Source organism: Streptomyces sp. NPDC039430, from assembly GCF_055639435.1.
Genome location: NZ_JBVKAK010000009.1, coordinates 152,200 through 174,523 on the forward strand (window position 1 = coordinate 152,200; position 22,324 = coordinate 174,523).

A 22,324-nucleotide genomic window follows, 5' to 3' on the forward strand; every position below is an offset into this window, starting at 1 on the left:
GCGCGTCACGGCGTCGCCGCCCTCCGCAGCGCGTCGAGCAGCCCGCGCAGCGCGATCGGGTCCGGGCCCGGTCCCCGTACCGCCGCGTAGATCGCCCTGACCGGTTCCGGGTTCCTGACCTTGCGTACGGCCACGGCGGGATGGTGGCCGGCCAGCCCCGTGACCGGCACCAGACTGACGCCCAGCCCGGCGGCCACGAAGCCTTGCGCGGTGGCGTAGTCCTCGCTCTCCACGACGAAGTCCGGGCTGAAACCGGCCGCGCCACACGCGGTGAGGATGGCGTCGAGGCACGGGCCCGGCCACTCGCTGCCGACCCATGGCTCCTCGGCGAGGTCGGTCAGTTCGAGCACCCGCTTCGAGGCGAGCCGGTGCCCCTTGGGGAGAACGGCACGGTACGTGTCGTCGAGAAGGTGCACGAACCGTACGCCGTCGACGAACAGCCCGTCCCCCGGCCCCCTCGGCCGGACCACGAGCGCCACATCGGCGCGGCCCTCCCGCACCTCCGGCAGCGGATCGTCGGCACCGGATAGCTTCAAGTCGACCTGCACGCCCGGGTGTTCACCGCGCAGCTCCGCCAGCGCGGGGGCCAGCAGAGTGGCCCCCACCGTCGCGAAGTAGCGGACCACCACCCGCCCGGTCCGCCCGGCCCGCAGGTCCGCCAGCGCGGTCTCCGCCTCCGCGACCTGTCTGCCGATGAGAGCCGCGTACTCGGTGAGCAGCCGCCCGGCGTCGGTCGGCCGCACCCCCCGCCCCGACCGTTCCAGCAGGGTGATCCCCGCCTCCTTCTCCAGCGTCGCCATCTGCTGGCTGACGGCGGAGGGTGTGTAGCCGAGATTCCGGGCCGCCGCGGTGACCGAACCACTGGTCACCACCGCCCGGAGCACCTGCATGCGCCGCATATCAAGCATGTAGAAGAGCTTAACCGTGAGTGCAGTTCTTTTCGCTTGTCTTACGACCGCCTCCTGGGACACCGTAAAACCCGCCCCGCACCGCCACGTCCCGCACCGCCCCGCCACGTCCCGCAGGAGGCGCACCATGCTCAGCGGCTCACGCACCACCCTTCTCCGCATGGCTGTCCTCGCCCTGCTGTGGGGATCGGGCTTCCTCTGGATCAAGGTCGCCCTGAACGGGGGGCTGTCACCGCTCCACATCACCGTCATCCGCTGTGCGCTCGGGACCGCCGTCCTGCTGGCCCTGGCGTTCGCCGCCCGCCAGCGCCTCCCCCGCGACCTCGCGACCTGGGGTCATCTCCTCGTGGCCGCCTTCTTCTGCAACGCCCTGCCGTTCTTCCTCTTCGGCATCGGCGAGCAGACCGTGGATTCCAGCGTGGCGGGCGTACTCAACGCCACAACACCCCTCTGGTCTTTGCTGATCGGCCTCGCGCTCGGCACGGAACGCGGGCTCCGGCCGCCCCGGCTGGCAGGGCTGCTCCTCGGCTTCGCCGGCACGCTGCTCATCTTCGCGCCCTGGCAGCGGAGCGGACTGAGCAGTTGGGGCGCCCTGGTCCTGCTCGGCGCCGCCGCCAGCTACGCGGTGGCCTTCGCCTACATGGCCCGCCACCTCACGGGCCGGGACACCGCGCCGCTCGCCCTCTCCGGGGCCCAACTCCTCGCCGCGACGGGCCTGACGACCCTCGCGCTTCCCACGGCCCCGGCGGCTTCCGGCGGTCCCACTCTCAGCGCGATGACCGCCGTCGTCATCCTGGGCGTTCTGGGCACGGGCGTCACGTTCCACCTCAACTACCGGCTCCTCGACGACGAGGGCCCCACCACGACCGCCACCGTCGGTTACCTCCTGCCGGTGGTCTCGGTGACGCTCGGCGCGCTCTTCCTGGGCGAAGAGCTGAGCGCCCGCGTCCTCGCCGGCATGGTCGTCGTGCTGATCGGCGTGGGGATGACGCGCGGCCGGGAACGCGGCCCGGCGGAGCGCGTTCAAACGGCCTGACCCGCGTACGGCCTGACGCTCGGACGGCGCGCCGTCGCCCCACCACCGAAAGAACGGATCATGCAGCCCCATTCCCCCTGGCGGGTGGCCGACTTCCGCACGCTCTTCACCGCGACCGCCCTCAGCCAGCTCGGTACGAACATCGGCTACGTCGCCGTCCCGCTCATCGCCGTCACCACACTCGACGCGACCCCCGGCCAGGTCGGCGCCCTCGCCACCCTCAGCACGGTCGCGTTCCTCCTCATCGGGCTGCCCGCCGGGGCCTGGGTGGACAGGATGCGCCAGCGGAGCGTGCTGATCACCGCGGATCTGGCGCGGGCGGCGCTGCTCGCCTCCGTTCCCGTGGCCTGGTGGCTCGACGCCCTCACGCTCACGCAGTTGTACGTGGTCGTCGTCCTGACCGGCTGCGCCACCGTCTTCTTCGACATCGGCTCGCAGAGCGTGCTGCCGCGGCTGGTCGACCGCGAAGGGCTCGTCCAGGCGAACGCCGCCGTGATGACCCTCATCGCCGTCGGCAATGTGAGCGGACGCGGCGCGGGCGGCGGGCTCGTCCAGCTGCTCACCGCGCCCGTCGCCCTCGTATGCACCGCCGGGGCCCATCTGGCCTCCGCTGTCCGGCTCACCGCCCTGCGCCGCGCACCGGCGCCACCGCCGCCCCCGGGGCAGCCCACCCGGCTGAGCGCCCGGATAGCGGAGGGTCTGCGCCATGTCCTCGGCGACAAGGAGCTGCGCGCCCTCGCCCTCACGGCGGCCCTCGCCAACCTCGGCTCGCAGATCATCAACACCATGCTGCCGGTGCTGTTCATCCGCGAACTCGGCCTTCCGGCGGGTGCGCTGGGCCTGTTCTGGGCGGCGGGCGGCGCCGGTCTGCTCCTGGGCGCCCGCTGCGCCCGCCCCCTCGCCGCCCGGCTCGGCCACGGCCGGACGCTCGCCGTGGCCGGCCTGTGGCTGGCCCCCGCGGGACTCCTCGTACCGCTCATCGACGACGGCGCCGGGCTCTGGCTGGCGGGCACCGGCTATCTGCTGGCCATGTTCAAGACGGGCATGGACAACGTGCTCGGCGTGAGCCTGCGTCAGCGGAAGACCTCGGACGCCCTGCTCGGCCGTATGAACGCCACCTTCCGCTTCCTCCTCACCGGCGCTCTCGCCGTCGGCTCCGCCCTGGCGGGCCTGTTCGGCGAGCTGGTCTCCGTACAGAGCACCCTCTGGATCGGCGGCGCCGTCCTGGCCGGGGCGTTTCTGCCCACCTTCCTCTCTCCGGTCCGCACGCGGCGCGAACTTCCCGAGCCGCCCGCGGAAAGCCGGCACGCCGCTTCGGGCCGATGACCGTCCCCACCGTCCCCGCCGTCCCCACCGTCCTCACCGTCCTCACTCGTTGTGCAGCACCTTCGCGATCGTCAGCCGGGCCGCCGAGCGCGCCGGGACCAGGGCGCCCAGTGCGGCGATCACGACGCCCGTGAGCGCGAGCAGGGCCAGTACGGGGGCGTGCCAGACGTCCGTCATGGAGGCGGGGAGCGAGACGCCCGCCGCGTCCGTCATGGCGGGCATGATCAGGCCGTACGCTCCGATGCCGGCCGGGATGCCGAGCAGGCCGCCGACCGCGCCGAGCGCCGCCATCGAGGCCACCACCATCACGCTCACCTGACGCGGTGTCATCCCGAGGGATTTGAGCGTGCCCAGATCCCGCCTCCGTTCACGGGTGTTGAGGAGGACGGTGTTGAAGACGCCCAGCGCCGCGACCGTCGCGAGGAGCACCGTCAGCGCCGAGGCGGAGCCGATGATGATGACGGCGTCGCTGTTCGTCTCCGAGAGGGCCACGGGGTAGAGCCCGGGGTCCGCCGCCCTGACCGCCGCGTGGTAGGCGCCGACGTCGGTGCCCGGGGCGAGCCGGATCTCGTACTGATTGGCCTCGCGGTCCGGTGCGAACGCGGTCAGCGTCTCCCAGTTGGACTGGAGCTGGTCGGGCATGCCCGCCATGGACTCGCCGACGATGGTGGCCGACGCCTTCCCGCCGCCCAGCGTGAAGGTGACCCGGTCACCGACGTCCAGGCCGCGCTTCGACAGGAACGCCGGCGGCGCCACCACCTCGCCCGGTCCTTCCAGCCAGCGGCCCCTGGCGACCGTCTCGCCCAGGGTGCCGGAATCGCCGCGGAAGAACTGGCAGCCGACGGTCTCGGTGTACCCGGCGAGATTGACGTCGATCCACGCGTCGGCGGTCACATGGACCGTGCCCGGCAGTGAGCGCAGCAGGGCTTCCGTCCCGGCGTCGCCCTGCTTCGGCGCGGGCTCGCCGAACCGGGGCTTGCCCACGTGGACCACGGTGTGCACGTATCCGACCCGCTGCACGGCCTCGCCGTACGCGGCCATCGTGCTGGACAGTCCGGTGGCCAGCGTCACCGTGGTCACGCCGAGGACGACGGCCGCCAGGGTCAGGGCGGTACGGCCCGGCCGTGCGAACGGCAGGCCGAGGCCCAGGCTGACCGGGCGCGGCAGCCGGGTGCCGGCGAGCGCGCGCTGTACCCGGCGCCCGCGTCCGGCGCGTGGCGCGCTGCCCGCGCTGATCGCCCTGGCGGCGGACAACCGGTGCGCGCGCAGTGCGGGGACGAGCGCGGCGAGGCCGACCAGCACGGGCATCCCGACCAGCGTCACGCCGTACACCCACGGGCTGATGCCCACGGCGAGGTCCTGGGTCCCGATCCCCATGAAGACGTTCTTCAGCAGAGGCTGAGCCGCGACGCCGCCGAGGACCGTGCCGGTGACACAGCCGACGGCCCCCGGCACGAGCACCATCACGAGATAGACGGAGACGACCTGGTTCGGGGTGAAACCGAGCGCCTTGAGGACCCCGATGTGCCGCAGCCCCGCGACGACCGCCCCGCTCACCACATTGGCGACGATCAGGACCGCCACCACCAGCCCGAGGACCCCGAACGCCAGCAGGAAGGGCACATAGGCCGAGGCCGTGCGGCCGACGTCCCGCTTGATGGTGAGGTACGACTGCGAGGCGAGCGGCGACGCCGGCAGGTCCGCCGTGGCCGAGGCCAACGCCTTCTCGATCCGGCGGTCCGTGCTGGAGGACGGGCCGGTGAACCGGTAGAGCATCTGCGTCGTGGCCGGGTGCAGGGCCGCGATCTGGTCGGGGGAGACCCAGCCCCGCGCGGACCGGCTCAGACTGCTGGCCCAGCCCACGACGGTGAGTTCCGGACCGCCGGGGACGCTGATCACCGTACCGAGATCCCGTTCGGCGCCCTGTGCGTGCAGGACGATCTCGCCGGGGCGGGTGGCCCACCGTCCGGTCAGGAGGCGCACCCGGTCCACCGGACCGCCCGGACCGGCGCGCCCGACGACCGTGAGGGGGCCGGTGACCGTGCGCGGACCGGCCGGAGTCCCGGATCCCTGGCCGGCGGCACCGGTACCAGTACCGGTATCAGTACCGGTATCGGTATCGGTATCGGGGAGCGTGATGACGGCCTGCTCGAACGGACCCGCCGCCGCCTCCACCCCCGGCCGCCGTGCCGTCGCCGCCAGTTGAGCGTCCGAGACCCCCGCCCGGTCGAACGAAGCGACGACATGGGCGCCGCGCTGCTGCGCGAAGGCACGGTCGAAGGGCGCCGAGGCGGCTTCGAGCAGTCCGAGAGCCTCCACGATCGCGACCGTGGAGGCGAAGACGACGAGTCCGATGACGGCCGTCTGGAGCCTGCGGCGCCGGACGGCCGCGCGCGAAGCGTGCCATACGGCGCTCATACGGTCCGCTCCGAGGGCTCCGTACGGTCGGCGCGCACCGTCTGGTCCGTACGCTCCAAGCCGCGTTCACCCGCCACCCGGCCGTCCGCGACCTGGATCACCCGGCTCGCGCACCGTGTCGCCATCCGCTCGTCATGCGTCACCAACAGCAGCGTCTGGCCTATCTGGTTGAGGTCGAGCAGCAGATCCATCACCTGCTCCCCGGCGCGGCTGTCCAGGGCGCCGGTCGGCTCGTCGGCGAGCAGCAGGGCCGGCCGGTTCATCAGGGCGCGGGCGGCGGCGACCCGCTGGCGCTCACCGCCGCTCAGCACCGCCGGATAGGCGTTGCGCCGGTCGGCGATGCCGAGTTCGTCGAGGAGTTCCAGCGCGCGCCCGCGGGCCCGCGAGGCCGGTACGCCGGTCAGCTGCGCGGCCAGCGCGACATTGTCCAGCGCCGGCAGATCGTCGAGCAGGTTGAAGAACTGGAAGATCATGCCGATCCGCCGGCGCCGGAACAGCGCGAGCCCCTTCTCGCTCAGCCGTCCCAGATCGTCGCCGTGCACCGTGACGGTCCCGGACGTCGGACGGTCCAGCCCCGCGACCATATTGAGCAGCGTGGACTTGCCGCAGCCCGACGGGCCCATCACCGCGACCGACTCCCCCGCGCGGATCTCCAGCGATACGCCGTCAAGCGCCGTGGTGTCGCCGTACTCCTTGCGCACGTCCATGAGCCGGACGACGGGCGCCGCCCCGGCGGTGCGTGTTCTGTCCTCTTCGGTTTCGGTAGCCATGGCAGGAAGCCTGGAGGAGCGGCGACGGGCCGCACGTCCCTCCCCGGAGGTAACCTCCCGGTCGCGTCATCCCACGGATGTACGGTGCTGGACCCGGGGAGTGACGCGCGCCACGACGCCGTCTGCGAAGGTGAGATCCGTGGGGATATCCGGGACGGGCGGGCTGATCGCCGCCCTCGTGGCGGCCTGTGCGGCCGTCGGCTGGCTGGGCGTGGCGCTCGTACGGGCGCGCCGGCTGCATCGCACGGCGCTGGAGGACCGGCGCTGGCTCCTCGAACGCGAACGGGAGAGCGCGGCCCGTACCGCCGTGGACACCGAACGGGCCAGGATCGCGCAGGAGTTGCACGACATCGTCAGCCACAACGTGAGTCTCATGGTCGTCCAGGCGGGAGCCGCCCGCGAGGTGCTGGACACGCTGCCGGACGAGGCCGCCGCGGCGCTGCTGGCCGTCGAGGGCGCGGGCCGTGACGCGATGACCGAACTGCGCCATCTGCTGGGGCTGCTGGCACCGTCGCAGGACGGTGAGGACGGGGACGACCACGGCGCGGGCGCCCTCTCGCCACAGCCGAGCCTGAGCCGGCTCAGCCCGCTGATCGACCGGATCGCCTTCGCGGGACTGCCCGTCGAGGTGCGCGTCTCCGGGGAGCCGCGCCCGCTCCCCGCCGGGGTCGATCTCACCGCGTACCGGATCGTCCAGGAGGCCCTGACCAACGCGCTCAAGCACGGCAGCGGCGGGAAGGCCGAGGTGACGGTGCGGTACGCGGACCACTGTCTGCGGGTGGAGGTGCTGAACGGCGGGCCGAGCGTGCTCTCCGGAGACCGGCCCGCGCCGGGCGAACCGGCCCCGGCGGGGAGAGGCGGAGCGGGGCGCGGCCTGCTCGGGCTGCGGGAACGGGTCGCCGTCTACGGAGGCGAGCTGGACGCCAGACGGCGCCTCGGCGGCGGATACCGCGTACGGGCGCGGATACCGTTGGAGCGGCCATGAACACCGCCCCCGGCACCCCGCCCGAGCCTCCGTCCGCCCCCACGCCTACGCCCGCGCCCACCCCCGCATCCACGCCTACGCCCGCGCCCACCCCGGCATCCACGCCGACGGACGAGCCGGCTCCCCGTGTCCTCATCGCCGACGATCAGGCCCTGGTCCGTACCGGCTTCCGGCTGATCCTCACCATGCGCGGCATCGACGTGGTCGGCGAGGCGGCCGACGGCGCCGAGGCGGTCGAAGCGGCCCGCAGGCTGCGCCCGGACGTCGTCCTCATGGACATCCGTATGCCGGCCATGGACGGTCTGGAGGCCGCCCGGCGCGTACTGGAACAGAACCCGGACTGCCGGGTGCTCATGCTGACCACCTTCGACCTCGACCGGTACGTCTACGCCGCTCTGGCCCTCGGCGCGAGCGGCTTCCTGCTGAAGGACGTCACCCCGCAGCACCTCGCCGCCGCCGTACGCCTCGTCAACACCGGTGACGCGCTGCTCTCCCCCTCGATCACGCGGCGCCTCGTCGAACGCTTCGCCTCCGGCGGCCACCGGTCCGCCCACGCGCCCGAACTCCCCGCCGTCCACCGTGATCTGACGGCCCTGACGCCTCGCGAGCTGGAGGTCCTGACCCTCATGGGCGGCGGCCTCTCGAACGCCGAACTCGCCCGGCGACTGACCCTCAGCGAAGCCACCGTGAAGACCCATGTGGCCCGGATCTTCGCCAAACTCGCCCTGCGCGACCGCGCCCAGGCCGTCGTCCTCGCGTACGAGACGGGCCTGGTCTCACCGGGAGGGCCCGCCGCGTAGCCGCGCGGACACCCCACCGGTCCGCACACTGTACGTACGGCCGTACGCCGTGCGCGCACTGGGCTATCCTGGGCCGCCGAGGACCCGGAGCGGCGCGGGGCGCCGAGAGCGCGGGGCGCCGGGCGAGAGTGGAGTGCGTATGCCGGCCGACGACCAGCCGTTCCCGTCCGTGTGGACCCGTCCGCGCAGGCAGCGGCGGGAGCAGCCGGCGCTGAGCCGGGAGCAGATCGTGTCCACGGCCCTCCAGTTGCTGGACGCCGAGGGCATCGACGCCCTGAGCATGCGGAAGCTCGGCACCCGGCTGAACGCGGGCGCCACCTCGATGTACTCGCATGTCGCCAACAAGGACGAGCTGATCGAGCTGGTCGTGGACGAGGTCTACGGCGAGATCGAACTGCCGGACGCCGGAGACCCGGAGCGGTGGCGCGAGGCCGCCACCCGCTGCGCCCACAGCCTGCGTTCGGCGTTCCTGCGGCACCCCTGGATCGTCTCCGTGCTCGGTGAGGTGGGGGTGGCCTACCTGGGGCCGAACATGATGCGGCTGTTCGAGAGCCTGCTCACCGTCTTCGAGGAGGCGGGCTTCTCACTGCCCGAGGCCGACCAGGCCGTCAACACCGTGGTCTCGTTCGTCATCGGGGTGTCCACCAGCGAGGCCGCGTGGCTGACGACGCTCGCCCGCAGCGGCCGGAGCGAGCAGGAGTGGACGGAGCGGCTGTGGCCGGCCGCCGAACAGGCCGCGGCGCCGTACCCGCGCCTGCGCAGGCTGTACGCCGCACAGCGCGGACAGGACATGGGCGGTGCCCGCGAGGACGGCTTCGAGGGCGGACTGGCCTGCGTGCTCGACGGCCTGGAGACCCGGCTCGCCCGCTGAGCCTCGCGCGCCGGACGAGGAATCGTCACTTCGTTGAAATGTCACACATATCGATCACTCCGTATTTTTTGCCAGATCGGGCGACGACACGGTGTGTCGTTTTACGAAGTCTTGGTCTTCTGTAAATGTGTGCCCGTCAGCACGTCGCCTGAACTCGTGACCGGGCGGGTTCTGGATTGAGGGAGAACCATGCGCTACGGCAACGCCTTGCGAGAAGCGGTCGAATCGCCTCGCACGACACCTCTCATCGGCATCTACGACATGTACTCGGCCTCGATCGCGGCCCAGCACTACAACGGATTCTTCGTCTCCGGCTTCGGATTCGCCGCTTCCCATTACGGGCTGCCGGACATCGGTTTCATCGCCTGGCCCGACATGGTGGCCTTCGCGGAGCGGCTCCGCCTGGCGTTCCCACGCCATCACATGCTTGTCGACATCGACGACGGGTATGTGGACCCGGAAGTCGCGTGCCATGTCGTCCAGCGACTGGAGCGCGCCGGGGCCTCGGGGGTGATTCTGGAGGACCAGAAGCGGCCACGCAGATGCGGGCACGCGGACGGCAAGCTCATCCTGCCGCTGGAGGAGTACCTGGCCAAGCTCGATCTGGTGCTGCGCAGCAGGGAGGAGATGCTCGTGGTGGCGCGTACGGACGCCACGGAGGAGTCGGAGATCGTACGGCGCGCCGCCGCGCTGGCGGAGACGGACGCGGATGTCGTCCTCGTCGACGGTGTGCGGAGCGTGGAGTGGATTCGTAAGATCCGCTCGGTCGTCGGCGACAAGCCGCTGCTGTTCAACCAGATCGCGGGCGGAAAGTCGCCGAGGCTCTCCCTCTCCGAACTCTCCGACCTGGGCGTGAATCTCGCCATCTACAGCACGCCGTGTCTTTTCGCCGCGCACGGCGCGATCGACGGCGCGCTGGTCGATCTGAAAATGGCCGACGGCCGGCTGCCGGACACCAGGGAGACGGGGGCGATCGGGGTCAAGGGATCGACGGAATTGCTGGAAAAGAACATCAGCAGACACCACGACAGCCGCGTTTCGGTGTCGGTGTGACCACGGGAATTCCCTCTTGTCATCTCATTTCCTTCGGTCCGGCACCGGCCGGCACCGACTTCCGAAGAAAACGCCCCTTCTGAGGGGAGTCTCCGCGACGAGTGTCCTCGTCGCGGCGACGACGAGCGTCCTGTGCGGCGCCGGCACCGCACAGGCCGACGACGAGCAGGAGAGGTCGGGGCCCGTCGCCGGACGCAATGTCGGGCTGCTGGTGATCGACAACTCCCATGCCGACTCATGGCTGGAGGTCGACCGGACGCTCAACATGCTGTTCAGGAGCAAGGGCACGGCGGGCAGCGACCACGACGGGGGTGGTGGCGCCATCGACGTCCAGACCGGGGACAACGGCACCGGAAGCGGCGGCGGGACCGGGTCCTGCTCGTGTCCGGGCCCGTCCTCCGGCTCCGGCTCGTCACCCGGCCAGTCCGCCGGCCAGTCCCCGGGCTCCGGTTCGGTCCCGTCTTCCGGTTCGGTCCCGTCTTCCGGTTCCGGTTCCGGCTCGGGCTCGGGCTCGGGCTCCACCGGTGTGATCGAGCAGATCGGACAGATCGGGCATCCGCCGTACCAAGGCGAGAACGGTGAATGACGTGACCTCTAAGTCCTGGCCGGCGTCGTCCTGGCTGATGTCCTGGCCGGGCCGGCTGGGAAGGGCGATCGACCTCTATGTCGTCGCCCTTCTCGGCACGGTCGTGTTCGCGGCGCTGCTGCCCGCGACCGGCCGGGCGGCCGTGGCCGTCGGCGGCGGCGCCGATCTCGCCATCGCGCTGCTCTTCTTCCTCTACGGCGCGCGGCTCTCCACCCGCGAGGCGGTCGACGGACTGCGGCAGTGGAAACTCCACCTCGTGGTGGGGGCGAGTACGTTCGCGCTCTTCCCGCTGCTCGGGCTGGCCGTGGGCGGACTCGTACCGTTCCTCCTCACCGACCAGCTCTACACCGGCCTCCTCTTCCTCTGCGTCGTTCCCTCGACCGTCCAGTCGTCGATCGCGCTGACCTCCACCGCCCGGGGCAATGTCCCGGCCGCCATCTGCGCCGGTACGTACTCCAGCCTGTTCGGCATGGTCGCCACCCCGCTGCTCGCGGCCTGGCTGATCGGCTCCACCGTCAGCTTCTCGGCCCACGGGGCGATGGCCATCACCACCCAGCTCCTGCTTCCCTTCGTCGCCGGGCAGGTACTGCGCCGCTGGATCGGCGGGTTCATCGGGCGGCACAAGAAGCAGATCGGCCTGCTGGACCGGTTCTCCATCCTCCTCGTCGTCTACACGGCCTTCAGCCAGGGCATGGCGGAGGGCATCTGGCGGCAGATCACCCCGGCGCGGCTGGCCGGTCTGGTGACGCTGGCCGCGCTTCTGCTGGCGGTGGCGCTCACGTTGACCTCGTTCGTCGCGCGACGCCTCGGGTTCAGCCAGGAGGACCGGATCACCATCGTCTTCTGCGGCTCCAACAAGAGCCTGGCGACGGGACTGCCCATGGCGGCGGTGCTGTTCGGGGCGTCGGCGGGCCCGGTGATCCTTCCCCTCATGCTCTTCCACCAGGTGCAGCTGATGGTGTGCGCGGTCATCGCGGGCCGCTGGGCCCGCAGGCCGCTGGAGACCGCGTCCGACCCGGCCGACCGGACCCCCGCGCAGACATCCCGCGGCGTTCCCGCGCGGGAGACGGCCCACTGACGGCCTGGTACCGGTCGTTTCCCCGCCGGGAGCGGTCCCCTCTCCTGGAAAGGTTCCGCTCCCGGAGAGGTTCCGCTCCCGGAGCGCTTCCGCTGGGAGAGGAGTTCCGGAAAAATCTTCGCCAGTCCGTCCCGTGAGCTGTCGAGAACGCGCGACCCGCTCCGACGTCCCCTGTGAGAGTCGCCCACAAGGGGTGACGGCCCACCGAGGAACCGAGGAGACACATCATGAAGTACCTGGTGATGGTGCAGGGCGCGCAGGCCGACTACGACGCGATGGCCGGCAAGGCCTCCGCCCACACCCCGGCCTGGAACGAGGACGATCTGCGGGCGATGTTCTCCTACATGGAAGAGCTCAACAACGACCTCGCCGAGAGCGGCGAGATGGTGGACGGGAACGGCCTGGCCGAGCCCAACGCCACGCGCGTCGTCGGAGTCGGCGACGACGGCCGGCCCGTGATCACGGACGGCCCGTACGGCGAGACCAAGGAACTGCTCGCCGGATACTGGGTACTGGACTGCGAGAGCCTGGAGCGCGTGACGGAGATCGCCGAGCGCTTCCTGCGGTGCCCGGCGCCCGAGGGCTCCCCGGTCTACCCCGTGATCATCCGGCCCATCCCGGACATGGGCGGCGGCGACGTGTAAGACGTACGGCATGAGACCAGGAACGGAGATCGAGGACCTGCTGCGGCTGCACGCGCCGCAGGTCCTCGGCGCGCTGGTACGCCGGTACGGACACTTCGGCGCGGCCGAGGACTCCGTACAGGAGGCGCTGCTCGCGGCGGCGCGGCAGTGGCCGGAGACAGGCGTGCCAGAAAACCCGCGCGGCTGGCTGATCAGGGTCGCCTCCCGGCGGCTCGTGGACCAGCTGCGCGCCGACGAGGCACGGCGTCTGCGCGAGGAGACGGCCGCGGCGCTCGCACCGCGCGACGCGTTCACGGCGCCGCCGCCCGGTGAGAGCCGTGCGCCGTCGCAGGACGACACCCTCACCCTGCTCTTCCTCTGCTGCCACCCCGAACTGGCCCCGGCCGCGCAGATCGCCCTCACGCTGCGCGCCGTCGGCGGTCTGACCACGGCCGAGATCGCCCGCGCCCATCTGGTGCCCGAGGCGACGATGGCGCAGCGGATCAGCAGGGCCAAGCGGCGGATCAAGGGGGTGCCCTTCCGGCAGCCGGGGCCGCAGGACCGGGACCGGCGGCTCGCGCCCGTGCTCCAGGTGCTCTATCTGATTTTCAACGAGGGCTATACGGCGACCTCCGGAAGCGATCTGCACCGCGCCGATCTCGCCCGCGAGGCGATCCGGCTGACCCGCGCCGTACGCCGGCTGCTGCCCCGCGAGGGCGCGGTGACCGGGCTGCTCGCGCTGATGCTGCTCACCGACGCCCGGAGCGCGGCGCGCACGGGCCCTGACGGCGAACTGATCCCGCTGGACGAGCAGGACCGTTCCCTCTGGGACGGGAAGGCGATCGAGGAAGGCACCGCGCTGGTGACGGAGGCGCTGTCCCAGGGCCCGGCCGGTGCCTACCAGCTGCAGTCCGCGATCGCCGCGCTCCATGACGAGGCGGCCAGCGCCGAGGACACCGACTGGCCGCAGATCCTGGCCCTGTACGACATCCTCGTGCGCCGCATGCCCGAGCCCATGGCCGGACTCGGCAGGGCCGTGGCCGTCGCGATGGTGCGCGGCCCCCGGGCGGGGCTGGCCGAGGTCGCCGCACTGGAGGACCGGCTGGCGGGCCATCACCGGCTCGACGCCGTACGCGCGCATCTGCTGGAGAAGTCGGGGGACATCGACGGCGCGCGAGCCGCCTATCGGCTGGCCGCCGGGCGTACGCTCAGCGTGCCAGAGGCGCGGTATCTGCGGACGCGGGCCGCCAGGCTGTCGACCTGAGTCGCCTTCCGAATCGCCACCGGGTCGCCGCCGTTGTCGCCGTTGTCGCCGTTGTCGCCGTTGTCGCCGCCGGAGATTGTCATCCCGTCACATCTCCATGAGAGATCTGATCCAACTGGCCCTTATTCTATCTTTAGGCCCTTTGGGTGCAATTGAACACATAGTCCATCCCTGTCCACGCCACGGGCGTTGTTACGCACGTGGATCCACGTGAACTCTGGGAGCGGAACACTGTCCTGGCCGAAGCGTTCTGCGCCAGCGATGAGCGTGTGCGCCAGGCGCAGTCGGTGCTGGACGAGGCGCAGGCCGAGCGGAGCAGGACGCTCGCGGCCTTCTCCGTGACGGTCGGAAACGACGGCGCGGTGGCCGATCTGATGGGCCTGAACGAACGCGAGGTGCGGGTCGCACGGCGCACGGTGGGCCGGGAGGACGCCCGGTCGGTCGCCGAGGAACTCCTGATCCGCGGAGTGCAGCCACCGCCACCACCGCTCGCGCCGCTGACCCCGCAGTTCCCGCAGGAGCCACCGCAGACGCCCCCGCCCCCGCCGCCCCCGGCACAAGCACATGGGCAGGGGCCAGGGCAGGGACAGGCACAGGGGCAGGGGCACCCGCCGACGCACGATCCCGCGGCCGACGCCTTCCCCGTGTCGGATGTCCATCTGCCGCAGCCCCGGGCCGAGATGCCCCCGCAGCCGGACGCGATGCCCCAGGACGCGCAGACGGCCGCCGCGCCCACGGTCTTCCACACCCCCGCCGTGGAGGAGACCGTGGTCTGGTCGGCCAGCATGGACTCCGTCCTGCTGTGGAGCTGGAAGTCCGGCCTCGACCTCCAGACGGTCGCCGCCGAGCTGGGCCTGGATCTGCGGGCGCTGCTGCTCCGCGTACAGACCCTGGCCAACGACGGGCTGCTCACGCCGCGTACCCCGCCCTCCGACGGCAGCCATTCCGGCCGTCATCGGCGCCACGAGGACCCGTACGCGGCCCTCATCAGCCCCGCGACCACGCCGTTCCCCGTCTACCACTGAGGGCATCCACCGCTGAGGGCGTCCAGCGCTGAGGGCGTCCACCGCTGACGGCCGGGGCCCCGCACGGCGGCGGGCGGCGGGCGGCGGGCGCGGCGGAAGCGCTCAGCGCTGTTTCGGTGGTAGCGGTCAGCGCTGTTCCCTGGCGCCGTCCAGCCGGCGGGGCAGATCACGGGGATTGCCGTCGGAGACGTCGGCGGGAAGGAAGTCGGCCGGGACGTCCTGGTAGCAGACGGGACGCAGGTACCGGCGGATGGACAGAGTACCGACCGAGGTCGTGCGTACGTCCGCGGTGGCGGGGTACGGGCCGCCGTGCACCATGGCGTGGCTGACCTCGACCGCCGTGGGCCAGCCGGCGTAGAGGACACGGCCCGCCCTGGTCTCCAGCAGCGGCAGCAGGGCGGCGGCGGTGTCCTGGTCCCCCGGGCCGTGGTGGACCGTGGCGGTCAGCTGGCCCCGCAAGGCGCGGGCCACCTCGGCGAGTTGGGCCGCGTCACGGCAGGTCACCACGGTCGCGACGGCACCGAACGTCTGGTCCTGGAGTTCCGGCCGGCTCAGGAACGTCTCGGCCGGGACCGTGAACAGCCGGGGCGCACAGGTGTTGGCGCCCTCGCCCGGCTGTCCGGCGGCGATCTCCCGTACGTCCTCCACCGCCGTCAGCGCCGCCACCGCGCTCTCGTACGCGTCGTGGAGGGCGCGGGTCTGGACCGGCCGCGCGGTCCGCGCCGACACCGCCCGGCCGGCCGCCGCCAGGAACTGGGCCAGCTCGGGTCCGTTGACTCCGGCCAGCAGCCCCGGCCGGGTACGGAACTGCCCGGCCCCCGCCGTCAGCGCGTCGATGAACCCCCCGACCAGCGCGGCGGACCGGTCGCGGAGGGCGCCGGGCAGCAGGAACACCGGGTTGACGCTGCTCATCTCGGCGTACACGGGGACGGGTTCCGGGCGGGCGGCGGCCGTACGCATCAGTGCCTCGCCGCCCGCCCGCGATCCGGTGAAGCCGACGGCCCGGATCCGGGGGTCGGCGACCAGGGCCCGGCCGAGTTCCGCGCCGGAGCCGAAGAGCAGCGAGAACACGCCCTCCGGCAGCTCGCTCTCGCGTACGGCGGCGGCCACGGCCGAGCCGACCAGTTCCGAGGTGCCGAGGTGGGCGCTGTGCGCCTTGAGCACGACGGGGCAGCCGGCGGCGAGCGCGGCGGTGCTGTCGCCGCCCGCCACCGAGAAACCGAGCGGGAAGTCGCTCGCACCGAACACCGCCACCGGCCCGATGCCGATATGACGCTCCCGCAGATCGGGCCGCGGCTCGGGGACACGGTCCGGCAGCGGCCGGTCGATCCGTACCTCCGCCCAGGAGCCGTACCGCACCTCGGTCGCGAGGAGCCGCAACTGTCCCGTCGTACGGTCCCGTTCGCCGGTGACCCGGCCCGCGGGGAGGCCGCTTTCGGCGACGGCCCGGACGGTCAGCTCCTCGCCGAGCGCCTCGATACGGTCCGCGATCCGCTCCAGGAAGGTCGCCCGCCGCTCGGGGGAGGTGGCGCGGTAGCCGGGGGCCGCCCGCTCGGCCAGTTCACAGGCGCGGGCGACGTCCTCGGGGGTGCCGGAGCCGTAGCCGGGCTCCAGCGGGGTGTCCGTACGGGGATCGACCGAGGCGACGACCGGGCCGCTGCCGGTCCGCCGCTCGGCGCCGAGGAACATCGCTCCTGTCAGGGGCATGGTGCGCCACCTCACCTCTCTGGGCTTCGCCCCGCTCGTTGGGTTCGTCAGGATCGTCGGCTCGTCGGCTCGTGCGACGTGCGCCGTGCGACGGGCGCTGTGCGGTCGCGGGCGGGGGGACAGGGACCGACGGGGGGCCGGCGGGGGGCCGGCGGGGGCCGACGGGGATCAACCGCCCCTGGCGTTCGTCCCGCGCTCCGGCCCCCACCTTTTCGGCGGCTCCGCCGGGCTGAGGTGCGCCACCAGATCGGCCAGCTCCACGCACGCCTTCTCGATCTTCAACCGGATGTTCCGCTGCTCGGTGACGATCGCCGCCAGCAGCAGCGAGGTCAGCGCGACAGACCCGTTGAGGGCCTGGAGGCTGACCATCCGGTGGAAGAGGGTGTGGTGAGCGAAGGCCCCGACGAGGTCGGTCGCCTCCGAGATCGCCAGTACGGAGACGAACAGCGCGTACGGCGCGCTCCCGGGAAGCTGGAAGCGCAGCGCGGCCCAGATCAGCACCGGGAAGACGAGGAAGAGCAAGGAGAGACTGCTCATGGTGGCCAGCGGCGTCACGACGACGGCGGTGATCAGCAGGGCCACCGCCTCGGGCCAGCGGCGGAAGTCCCCGGCCCGGGGGCGCCGGGCCCTGCGGAGCATCAGCAGCACCGGCGTGACCACGAGCACGCCCATGGCATCGCCCACCCACCACGCCGACCAGGTCGGCCAGAATCCCGCCAGCGGCAGCTTGCCGCCGAGCACCAGCATCCACACGCCCAGCGTCGCGCTGATCAGCATCCCGGCCAGGGCCCCGAGGAACACCAGGGCGACCCCGTCCCGCAGCCGGTCCAGCTCCGTACGGAAACCCACGTGCCGGAGCATCAGAAAGGCAGCGACAGGGGCGAGGGTGCTGGCCGCGATGACCCCGATGTCGAAGAGGTGGACGGAACCGAGAGTCACGATGGTGAAGAGGGCACCGAGCGCGATCCCCGGCCAGACCCCGAGGCCGAGGAAGAGCAGCCCGGCCAGCGCGATGCCCGTGGACGGCCAGAGAGCCGTCACGATCGCGCCCTCGATCACCAGCTGCTTCAGCAGACCGAGCTGGGCGACCCCGTAGTAGGCGACGGCGACGCCGAGAATCCGGAGAACGGCGAGGGACAGACGTTGGACTTCCTCGGTACGCACCACATCAGCCATCAGACAACGCCCGCCGCCCGGGCACGCCGTGACACGCACTGCCGGAGCGCTCGCGTCACCCCGGGCCGTACGCGCGGACGCCGGGCATCCGGGTCAGCGGGCCTCCGGGTCAGGCCTCCCGGGTCAGCGGCACGGACCGTACGCGCCGACGGGGCCGTCCGGTACGGAGTCATGGCAGAGGACGAGCACGGCGGCGTCGTCCGAGTGACCGGTCAGCTCGGCCACCTTCAGCACCTCGGCGGCCAGCTCGCCGGGGTCCACCCCGGTGCGGGCGTCCTCGGCGGCCAGGACCGCTTCGGCCGTCAGCCGGGCCACCTGCCCGAGACCGTGCTCGACCGGGAACGACGGCCCCTCCACCACACCGTCCGTGACCAGCACGAACGCCCCGGTGTCCGTCAGCCGGCGGCGGATCACCGGATACGTCTCTCCTGGCAGGATGCCCAGCGGCAGACCGCCCGGGTCCTCATCGACGCCCGAGCTGCCGTCCGCCGCGGCCCACACCGAGGCCACATGGCCGGCGCGGGCGCTCTCCAGCACCCGGGTGACGGGGTCGAAGCGGAGAAACGTGCAGGTCGCGAAGAGGGTGGAGTCCACCGACAGCATCAGATCGTTGGCCCGGCTCAACACCTGCCCGGGGTCACCGGCCGCCGCGGCGACCGCCCGCAGACCGATCCGTACCTGCCCCATGATGACGGCCGCCTCGACATCGTGCCCCTGCACATCGCCCACACAGAACGCGAGCGCGCCGTCGGGCAGCACGAAACCGTCGTACCAGTCACCGCCGATGTCGAGACCATCCCGCGCGGGCGCGTACCTGGCGGCCGTCCGCAGCCCCGGTACCGCGGGCAGAAAGGGCGGCAGCATCGCCCGCTGCAGGGCCTCAGCCAGCTCCACCCGGGCATGCTGCAGCTCCACCCGCCGCCGCGCCTGGGCGGTGAGCCGGCCGAGTGTGGTCAGCAGGTCGTCGGCGCTCGCCGACCGGACGGGACGACGCCGGGTCATGCACCGCTCCGAGGTACGTCCGTTGGTGGACCGCTGTGAGTTGTTCCTCGCAACGGAGTACAGAGGGGCTCTCGCTCAAGCCTCACTTCCATCATATTTCCGACACGCGGCTTCCGCCGGATGAGCCGGACGTTCCGCGAAATACATACATGCGCGCCCCACGCAATGCGCAGCACGAACATGTGCCGGTCCGAGGGGACAGTCGCGACGGTCCCCCGCGGGGGCGGGGAATTCGGCCCCGCGCGCCCGTAAGCGGCAGCCGACAACCGGCAACCGGGCGGGACTGGCCGGGTCGGTTGGCCGGGTTGTCGAGCGATCCGGTGGGCAATTGATCCAGCTACGACGCCAAGGCGGCCCCACCGACCGCATGCCTCTGACAGCATGGAGGCGTGAGGACGCCTGATGGTCAAGCAACGGCAAAGCCCACCTAACACCGCAGGTCGAGAAGGGCGGTCCCCGCGCAGGCGGGGGTGTTCCGCGGGTCTTCCGATTGCTGATCGCGGCGGCGGCGTGGTCCCCGCGCAGGCGGGGGTGTTCCGGACAGCACCCTGGTCCTCATGCTGGTCTGGATGTGGTCCCCGCGCAGGCGGGGGTGTTCCGCCCGCGCTGACCTGCCCCTGCAGGAAGCCGGCGTGGTCCCCGCGCAGGCGGGGATGTTCCGACCACCCCGAACGCTGGGACTGCGGTCACTCCGTGGTCCCAGCGCAGGCGGACGACGAGAACGCCCTGGTCTTCGTGACCGCGAGCAATGACCTGTCGGCCGTCGCCCACACCCGCGGCTCCTGCTCCGCCCCTCAGAACGGGCACATCGACGAGTGGCTGTTCCCGGCGATCCTCGGAGAGGGGACGGGCGGTGACACGGACCGGCTCCCGGCCGGTGCACCGAAACCATCCCACCCCGGGCCGGGTCGGCCACCCGGTTCGAAGAACCGCCACGTGGCCACACGTCATGACGTCGGCAGAGTGCTCGCCACCGGCGAGGCATACAGCAGGCCCGCGCACCACGGTAAGTGTCCACTGGCTCGTGGTCACCAGCCCTCTCCTCGATTGGCTCTGCCGGCCGACAGAGCCAATCGCCCGACTCATCTCACGCCGAGGTTGAACGGCAGGCTCAGCGCGGCAGCATCGCGGCGAATGAGGTGTGGCTCTGCACCCACCAATCATCCTGACGGCGTATCAAGCGCCGTTCGGGTGGAGTACGACCTTGGTCCATCCGTCCTCACGCGCGTCGAACTTCTCGTACGCGGTGGATGCCTCGCTGAGGTCGAGTTCGTGGGAGACCAGGAAGCTCGGCTCGGCCTTCCCTCCGGCGATGAGGTCGCGCAGGGCGCGGTTGTAACGCTTGACCGGCGCCTGCCCGGTCCCCATCTTCTGGCCCTTGAACCACATCAGGCCGTAGTCGAGGGCGATCTTGCCCTGCGCTTCGAGTTTTCCCTGGGCTTCGGCGCCGCCGGGGTCCTCGGGCATGAACACACCGACCACTCCCAGCGATCCGGTGAACCGCACAGCGTCGATCAGACCGTTGAGAGTGAGGGCCGCGTCCTCCTTGCCCCGGGGATCGTGCGCCTGGTAACCGACGCACTCGCAGCCGTTGTCGGCACCCAGCCCGAGCGTCGCTTCCTTGACGACCTCGGCCGGATCCTCCCGGCTCGTGTCGATCGGGATAGCCCCGATCTCCTCGGCGATACGCAGCCGGTCGGGCTGGTAGTCGGCGACCCACACACGTCCCGCGCCCTTGAGGAGCGCCGAGTAGGCGGCCATCAAGCCGACCGGTCCGGCCCCGTAGACGATGGTCTGGTCCCCGGGCTTGACGTCCGCCATCTCGGTGGCGTGATAGCCGGTGGGGAAGATATCGGCGAGCATCACGTAGTCCACCTGCCGCTCGGCCGCGTCCTCGCCCAGCCGCAGGGCATTGAAGTCGCCGTACGGGACGCGCAGCAGCTCGGCCTGACCGCCTTGGTACGGGCCCATCTCCGCGAACCCGTACGCGGCCCCCGCGAGGGCGGGCTCCGGCTGCATGGTCAGGCAGTAGTTCGTCAGCCCCTTCTCGCACTGCTTGCAGAAACCGCAGGCGATGTTGAACGGGAGGACGACGTACTCGCCGACCTTGATCTTGCTGACCCCCGGCCCCACCTCCACGACCTGCCCCAGGTTCTCGTGTCCCAGCGTGCGCCCCGTCTCGAACGAGGTCCGCCCCTCATACATGTGCAGGTCGGAACCACAGATGTTGGTGCTGGTGATCTTCACGATAATGTCGCAGGGGTGGTCGATCTTCGGGTCCGGCACGTCTTTCACCGTGACCGTCCGCGGTCCTTCGTACACTGCTGCCCGCATGTCGATACCGTCCTTTCTCCTCTTCTGCTCACGGGCCCGCGCAGAAGCCGCGACCTGCTGAAGTTCACTCGCGGCGCGCCCCGGCGCCAGCCTGTTGACAACGCACGGCAGGACGCTCCGGGACCGCCGCTGGGGCGGCGACCCCTCGCGCACCGGATGGGATCCTCACTGGGGAGGCCGCCGAACCACGCGCCTCTTCAACCGTCCCACCGCAGGCCGCGCTGTCAAATCCACGGCATACGCATTGAGTGATACCGCATCGCTCACACTCGATCTGGTCGGCGTAGCTGATGTGCGCGTGAGCCGGCGCATCACGGCTCGAAGCAGGTCTCGAAGCAGGTACTGACTGTTCTGGAGCGGATCGAGGCCGAAGCTCAGCGCGGCAGCATCGCGGCGAATGAGGTGTGGCTCCACACCCACCAATCGTCCTGACGGTCCATCAGTGCGGTGTGTCCGCGGTGGTGATTGTAGGTGTGCAGCCAGTCGGGATAGGCGTCGCGTCGTTCCTGTTCTGAGCGGTAGGGCTTCGCGTAGGCCCATTCGTCGAGGAGGGTGCGGTTGAGGCGTTCGGCTTTGCCGTTGGTCTGGGGCCGGTAGGGCCGGGTTCGCTTGTGGGTGATCCCGGCCGCTGTCAGGGTCTCGCGCCAGAGGCGGGACTTGTAGCAGGAGCCGTTGTCGGTCAGGACACGTTCGACGGTGATCCCGCAGGACGCGAAGAATGCCTGGGCCCGTGTCCAGAAGGCGGTGGCGGTCTCTTTGCGTTCGTCGCCGTGGATTTCGCTGTAGGCGAGGCGGGAGTGGTCGTCGACGGCGGTGTGGATGTAGCTGTAGCCGGCTCCGGAGCGCTTCTTGCGGCCCGCGGGCCTGCCCAGCACCCTGTGGCCTCCGCCGTCGGGGATGCTGCCGGGCTTCTTGATGTCCACGTGGACCAGTTCGCCGGGGCGTTCGCGTTCGTAGCGGCGTATGGGCCGGCCGGTTGTGCGGTCCAGGTGTGTGAGCCGGGCCAGGCGGTAGCGGGTCAGGACGCGGTGGACGGTCGAAGGCGCCAGGTGGAGCAGGTGGGCGATGCGGGCCGGGCCCCAGCGGCGCAGGAGCCGGACCTTGATGATCCGCCGCTCGGTGCGGGCCGGGGTCTGCCCGGGGCTGCGGTGCGGCCGGCTGGAGCGGTCGGTCATTCCCGCCTCGCCGAATGCCCGGTAGCGGCCGGCCGGCCCACCGCTGGGCTGTTGTCGGCGAGACCTGGAAGCGCTCGGCAGCCCGTCGCAGAGCCCATCCGTCATCGACCACGCAGCGGGCCAGACGCAGACGCCCGGTCTCTGTCAGGGGTGCATTACGGTGGGGCATGAGGGCCTTCTCACGTCC

At 71.5% G+C, this 22,324-nt stretch carries 18 protein-coding genes and 1 pseudogene; 11 read left to right on the top strand and 8 right to left on the bottom strand.

Translation table 11 applies throughout. The annotated features are described in order from the left end of the window. Positions 1 to 5: 5 nt before the first annotated feature. Positions 6 to 908, bottom strand: coding sequence for a LysR family transcriptional regulator (locus ACZ7LS_RS23100; protein WP_382529666.1), 903 nt, complete (start codon positions 906 to 908; stop codon positions 6 to 8). 160 nt (positions 909 to 1,068) lie between these two features. Here ACZ7LS_RS23100 and ACZ7LS_RS23105 point away from each other — a divergent pair, with 160 nt between their 5' ends. Together ACZ7LS_RS23105 and ACZ7LS_RS23110 are read left to right on the top strand one after the other, a co-directional pair. Further along, complete coding sequence (locus tag ACZ7LS_RS23105) at positions 1,069 to 1,944, top strand: DMT family transporter (protein ID WP_385130681.1); 876 nt, start codon at positions 1,069 to 1,071, stop codon at positions 1,942 to 1,944. A 60-nt stretch (positions 1,945 to 2,004) separates the two neighbouring features. Next, positions 2,005 to 3,270 (top strand): MFS transporter, encoded by a 1,266-nt coding sequence (locus ACZ7LS_RS23110; RefSeq protein ID WP_382529661.1) that lies wholly within the window; start codon positions 2,005 to 2,007, stop codon positions 3,268 to 3,270. Between the two features lie 42 nt (positions 3,271 to 3,312). On the opposite strand, the gene ACZ7LS_RS23115 is transcribed toward ACZ7LS_RS23110, so the two are convergent. Then, a complete protein-coding gene (locus ACZ7LS_RS23115) occupies positions 3,313 to 5,688 on the bottom strand; it encodes an ABC transporter permease (protein WP_385130684.1) in 2,376 nt (791 codons plus the stop codon). After that, entirely contained in the window at positions 5,685 to 6,458 is a 774-nt protein-coding gene (locus ACZ7LS_RS23120; protein WP_382529655.1) for an ABC transporter ATP-binding protein, read from the bottom strand. Before ACZ7LS_RS23120 ends, ACZ7LS_RS23115 begins: the two co-directional genes overlap by 4 nt. Positions 6,459 to 6,597: 139 nt before the next feature. Between ACZ7LS_RS23120 and ACZ7LS_RS23125 the strand changes: the two genes are divergently transcribed. The 9 genes from ACZ7LS_RS23125 (at position 6,598) to ACZ7LS_RS23165 (ending at position 14,743) form a co-directional block, all read left to right on the top strand. Then, on the top strand, positions 6,598 to 7,443 hold the full coding sequence (locus ACZ7LS_RS23125) for a sensor histidine kinase (protein ID WP_382529652.1): 846 nt from the start codon (positions 6,598 to 6,600) through the stop codon (positions 7,441 to 7,443). Then, entirely contained in the window at positions 7,440 to 8,243 is an 804-nt protein-coding gene (locus ACZ7LS_RS23130) for a response regulator (protein ID WP_382669762.1), read from the top strand. The genes ACZ7LS_RS23125 and ACZ7LS_RS23130 overlap by 4 nt, the downstream gene beginning before the upstream one ends. Before the next feature lie 139 nt (positions 8,244 to 8,382). Continuing rightward, entirely contained in the window at positions 8,383 to 9,114 is a 732-nt protein-coding gene (locus tag ACZ7LS_RS23135) for a TetR/AcrR family transcriptional regulator (RefSeq protein WP_382529647.1), read from the top strand. A 189-nt stretch (positions 9,115 to 9,303) separates the two neighbouring features. Then, positions 9,304 to 10,167 carry an isocitrate lyase/PEP mutase family protein gene (locus tag ACZ7LS_RS23140; RefSeq protein ID WP_129767413.1) on the top strand — a complete coding sequence of 288 codons (864 nt, stop codon included), beginning with the start codon at positions 9,304 to 9,306 and terminating at the stop codon, positions 10,165 to 10,167. Positions 10,168 to 10,183: 16 nt separating this feature from the next. Beyond that, entirely contained in the window at positions 10,184 to 10,753 is a 570-nt protein-coding gene (locus ACZ7LS_RS23145; RefSeq protein WP_385130690.1) for a hypothetical protein, read from the top strand. A 37-nt stretch (positions 10,754 to 10,790) separates the two neighbouring features. Then, positions 10,791 to 11,831, top strand: coding sequence for a bile acid:sodium symporter family protein (locus tag ACZ7LS_RS23150; RefSeq protein WP_382529728.1), 1,041 nt, complete (start codon positions 10,791 to 10,793; stop codon positions 11,829 to 11,831). A gap of 227 nt (positions 11,832 to 12,058) precedes the next feature. Next, positions 12,059 to 12,475 (top strand): YciI family protein, encoded by a 417-nt coding sequence (locus ACZ7LS_RS23155; RefSeq protein ID WP_382529639.1) that lies wholly within the window; start codon positions 12,059 to 12,061, stop codon positions 12,473 to 12,475. 10 nt (positions 12,476 to 12,485) lie between these two features. Then, entirely contained in the window at positions 12,486 to 13,718 is a 1,233-nt protein-coding gene (locus tag ACZ7LS_RS23160; protein WP_385130693.1) for an RNA polymerase sigma factor, read from the top strand. A gap of 269 nt (positions 13,719 to 13,987) precedes the next feature. Beyond that, a complete protein-coding gene (locus tag ACZ7LS_RS23165) occupies positions 13,988 to 14,743 on the top strand; it encodes a hypothetical protein (RefSeq protein WP_385342171.1) in 756 nt (251 codons plus the stop codon). 126 nt (positions 14,744 to 14,869) lie between these two features. On the opposite strand, the gene ACZ7LS_RS23170 is transcribed toward ACZ7LS_RS23165, so the two are convergent. The 5 genes and pseudogenes from ACZ7LS_RS23170 to ACZ7LS_RS23190 all read right to left on the bottom strand — a co-directional run bounded on the left by ACZ7LS_RS23170 (position 14,870) and on the right by ACZ7LS_RS23190 (position 22,306). Then, a complete protein-coding gene (locus ACZ7LS_RS23170) occupies positions 14,870 to 16,450 on the bottom strand; it encodes an aldehyde dehydrogenase (NADP(+)) (RefSeq protein WP_385130697.1) in 1,581 nt (526 codons plus the stop codon). Positions 16,451 to 16,618: 168 nt separating this feature from the next. Continuing rightward, positions 16,619 to 17,626 carry an MASE1 domain-containing protein gene (locus tag ACZ7LS_RS23175; RefSeq protein ID WP_382529628.1) on the bottom strand — a complete coding sequence of 336 codons (1,008 nt, stop codon included), beginning with the start codon at positions 17,624 to 17,626 and terminating at the stop codon, positions 16,619 to 16,621. A 123-nt stretch (positions 17,627 to 17,749) separates the two neighbouring features. Next, entirely contained in the window at positions 17,750 to 18,628 is an 879-nt protein-coding gene (locus tag ACZ7LS_RS23180; protein WP_382529625.1) for a PP2C family protein-serine/threonine phosphatase, read from the bottom strand. 1,176 nt (positions 18,629 to 19,804) lie between these two features. Then, positions 19,805 to 20,962, bottom strand: a complete 1,158-nt coding sequence (locus ACZ7LS_RS23185; protein WP_382529622.1) for a glutathione-independent formaldehyde dehydrogenase — start codon at positions 20,960 to 20,962, stop codon at positions 19,805 to 19,807. A 374-nt stretch (positions 20,963 to 21,336) separates the two neighbouring features. Further along, positions 21,337 to 22,306: pseudogene (locus ACZ7LS_RS23190) on the bottom strand (IS481 family transposase). Positions 22,307 to 22,324 lie beyond the last annotated feature (18 nt).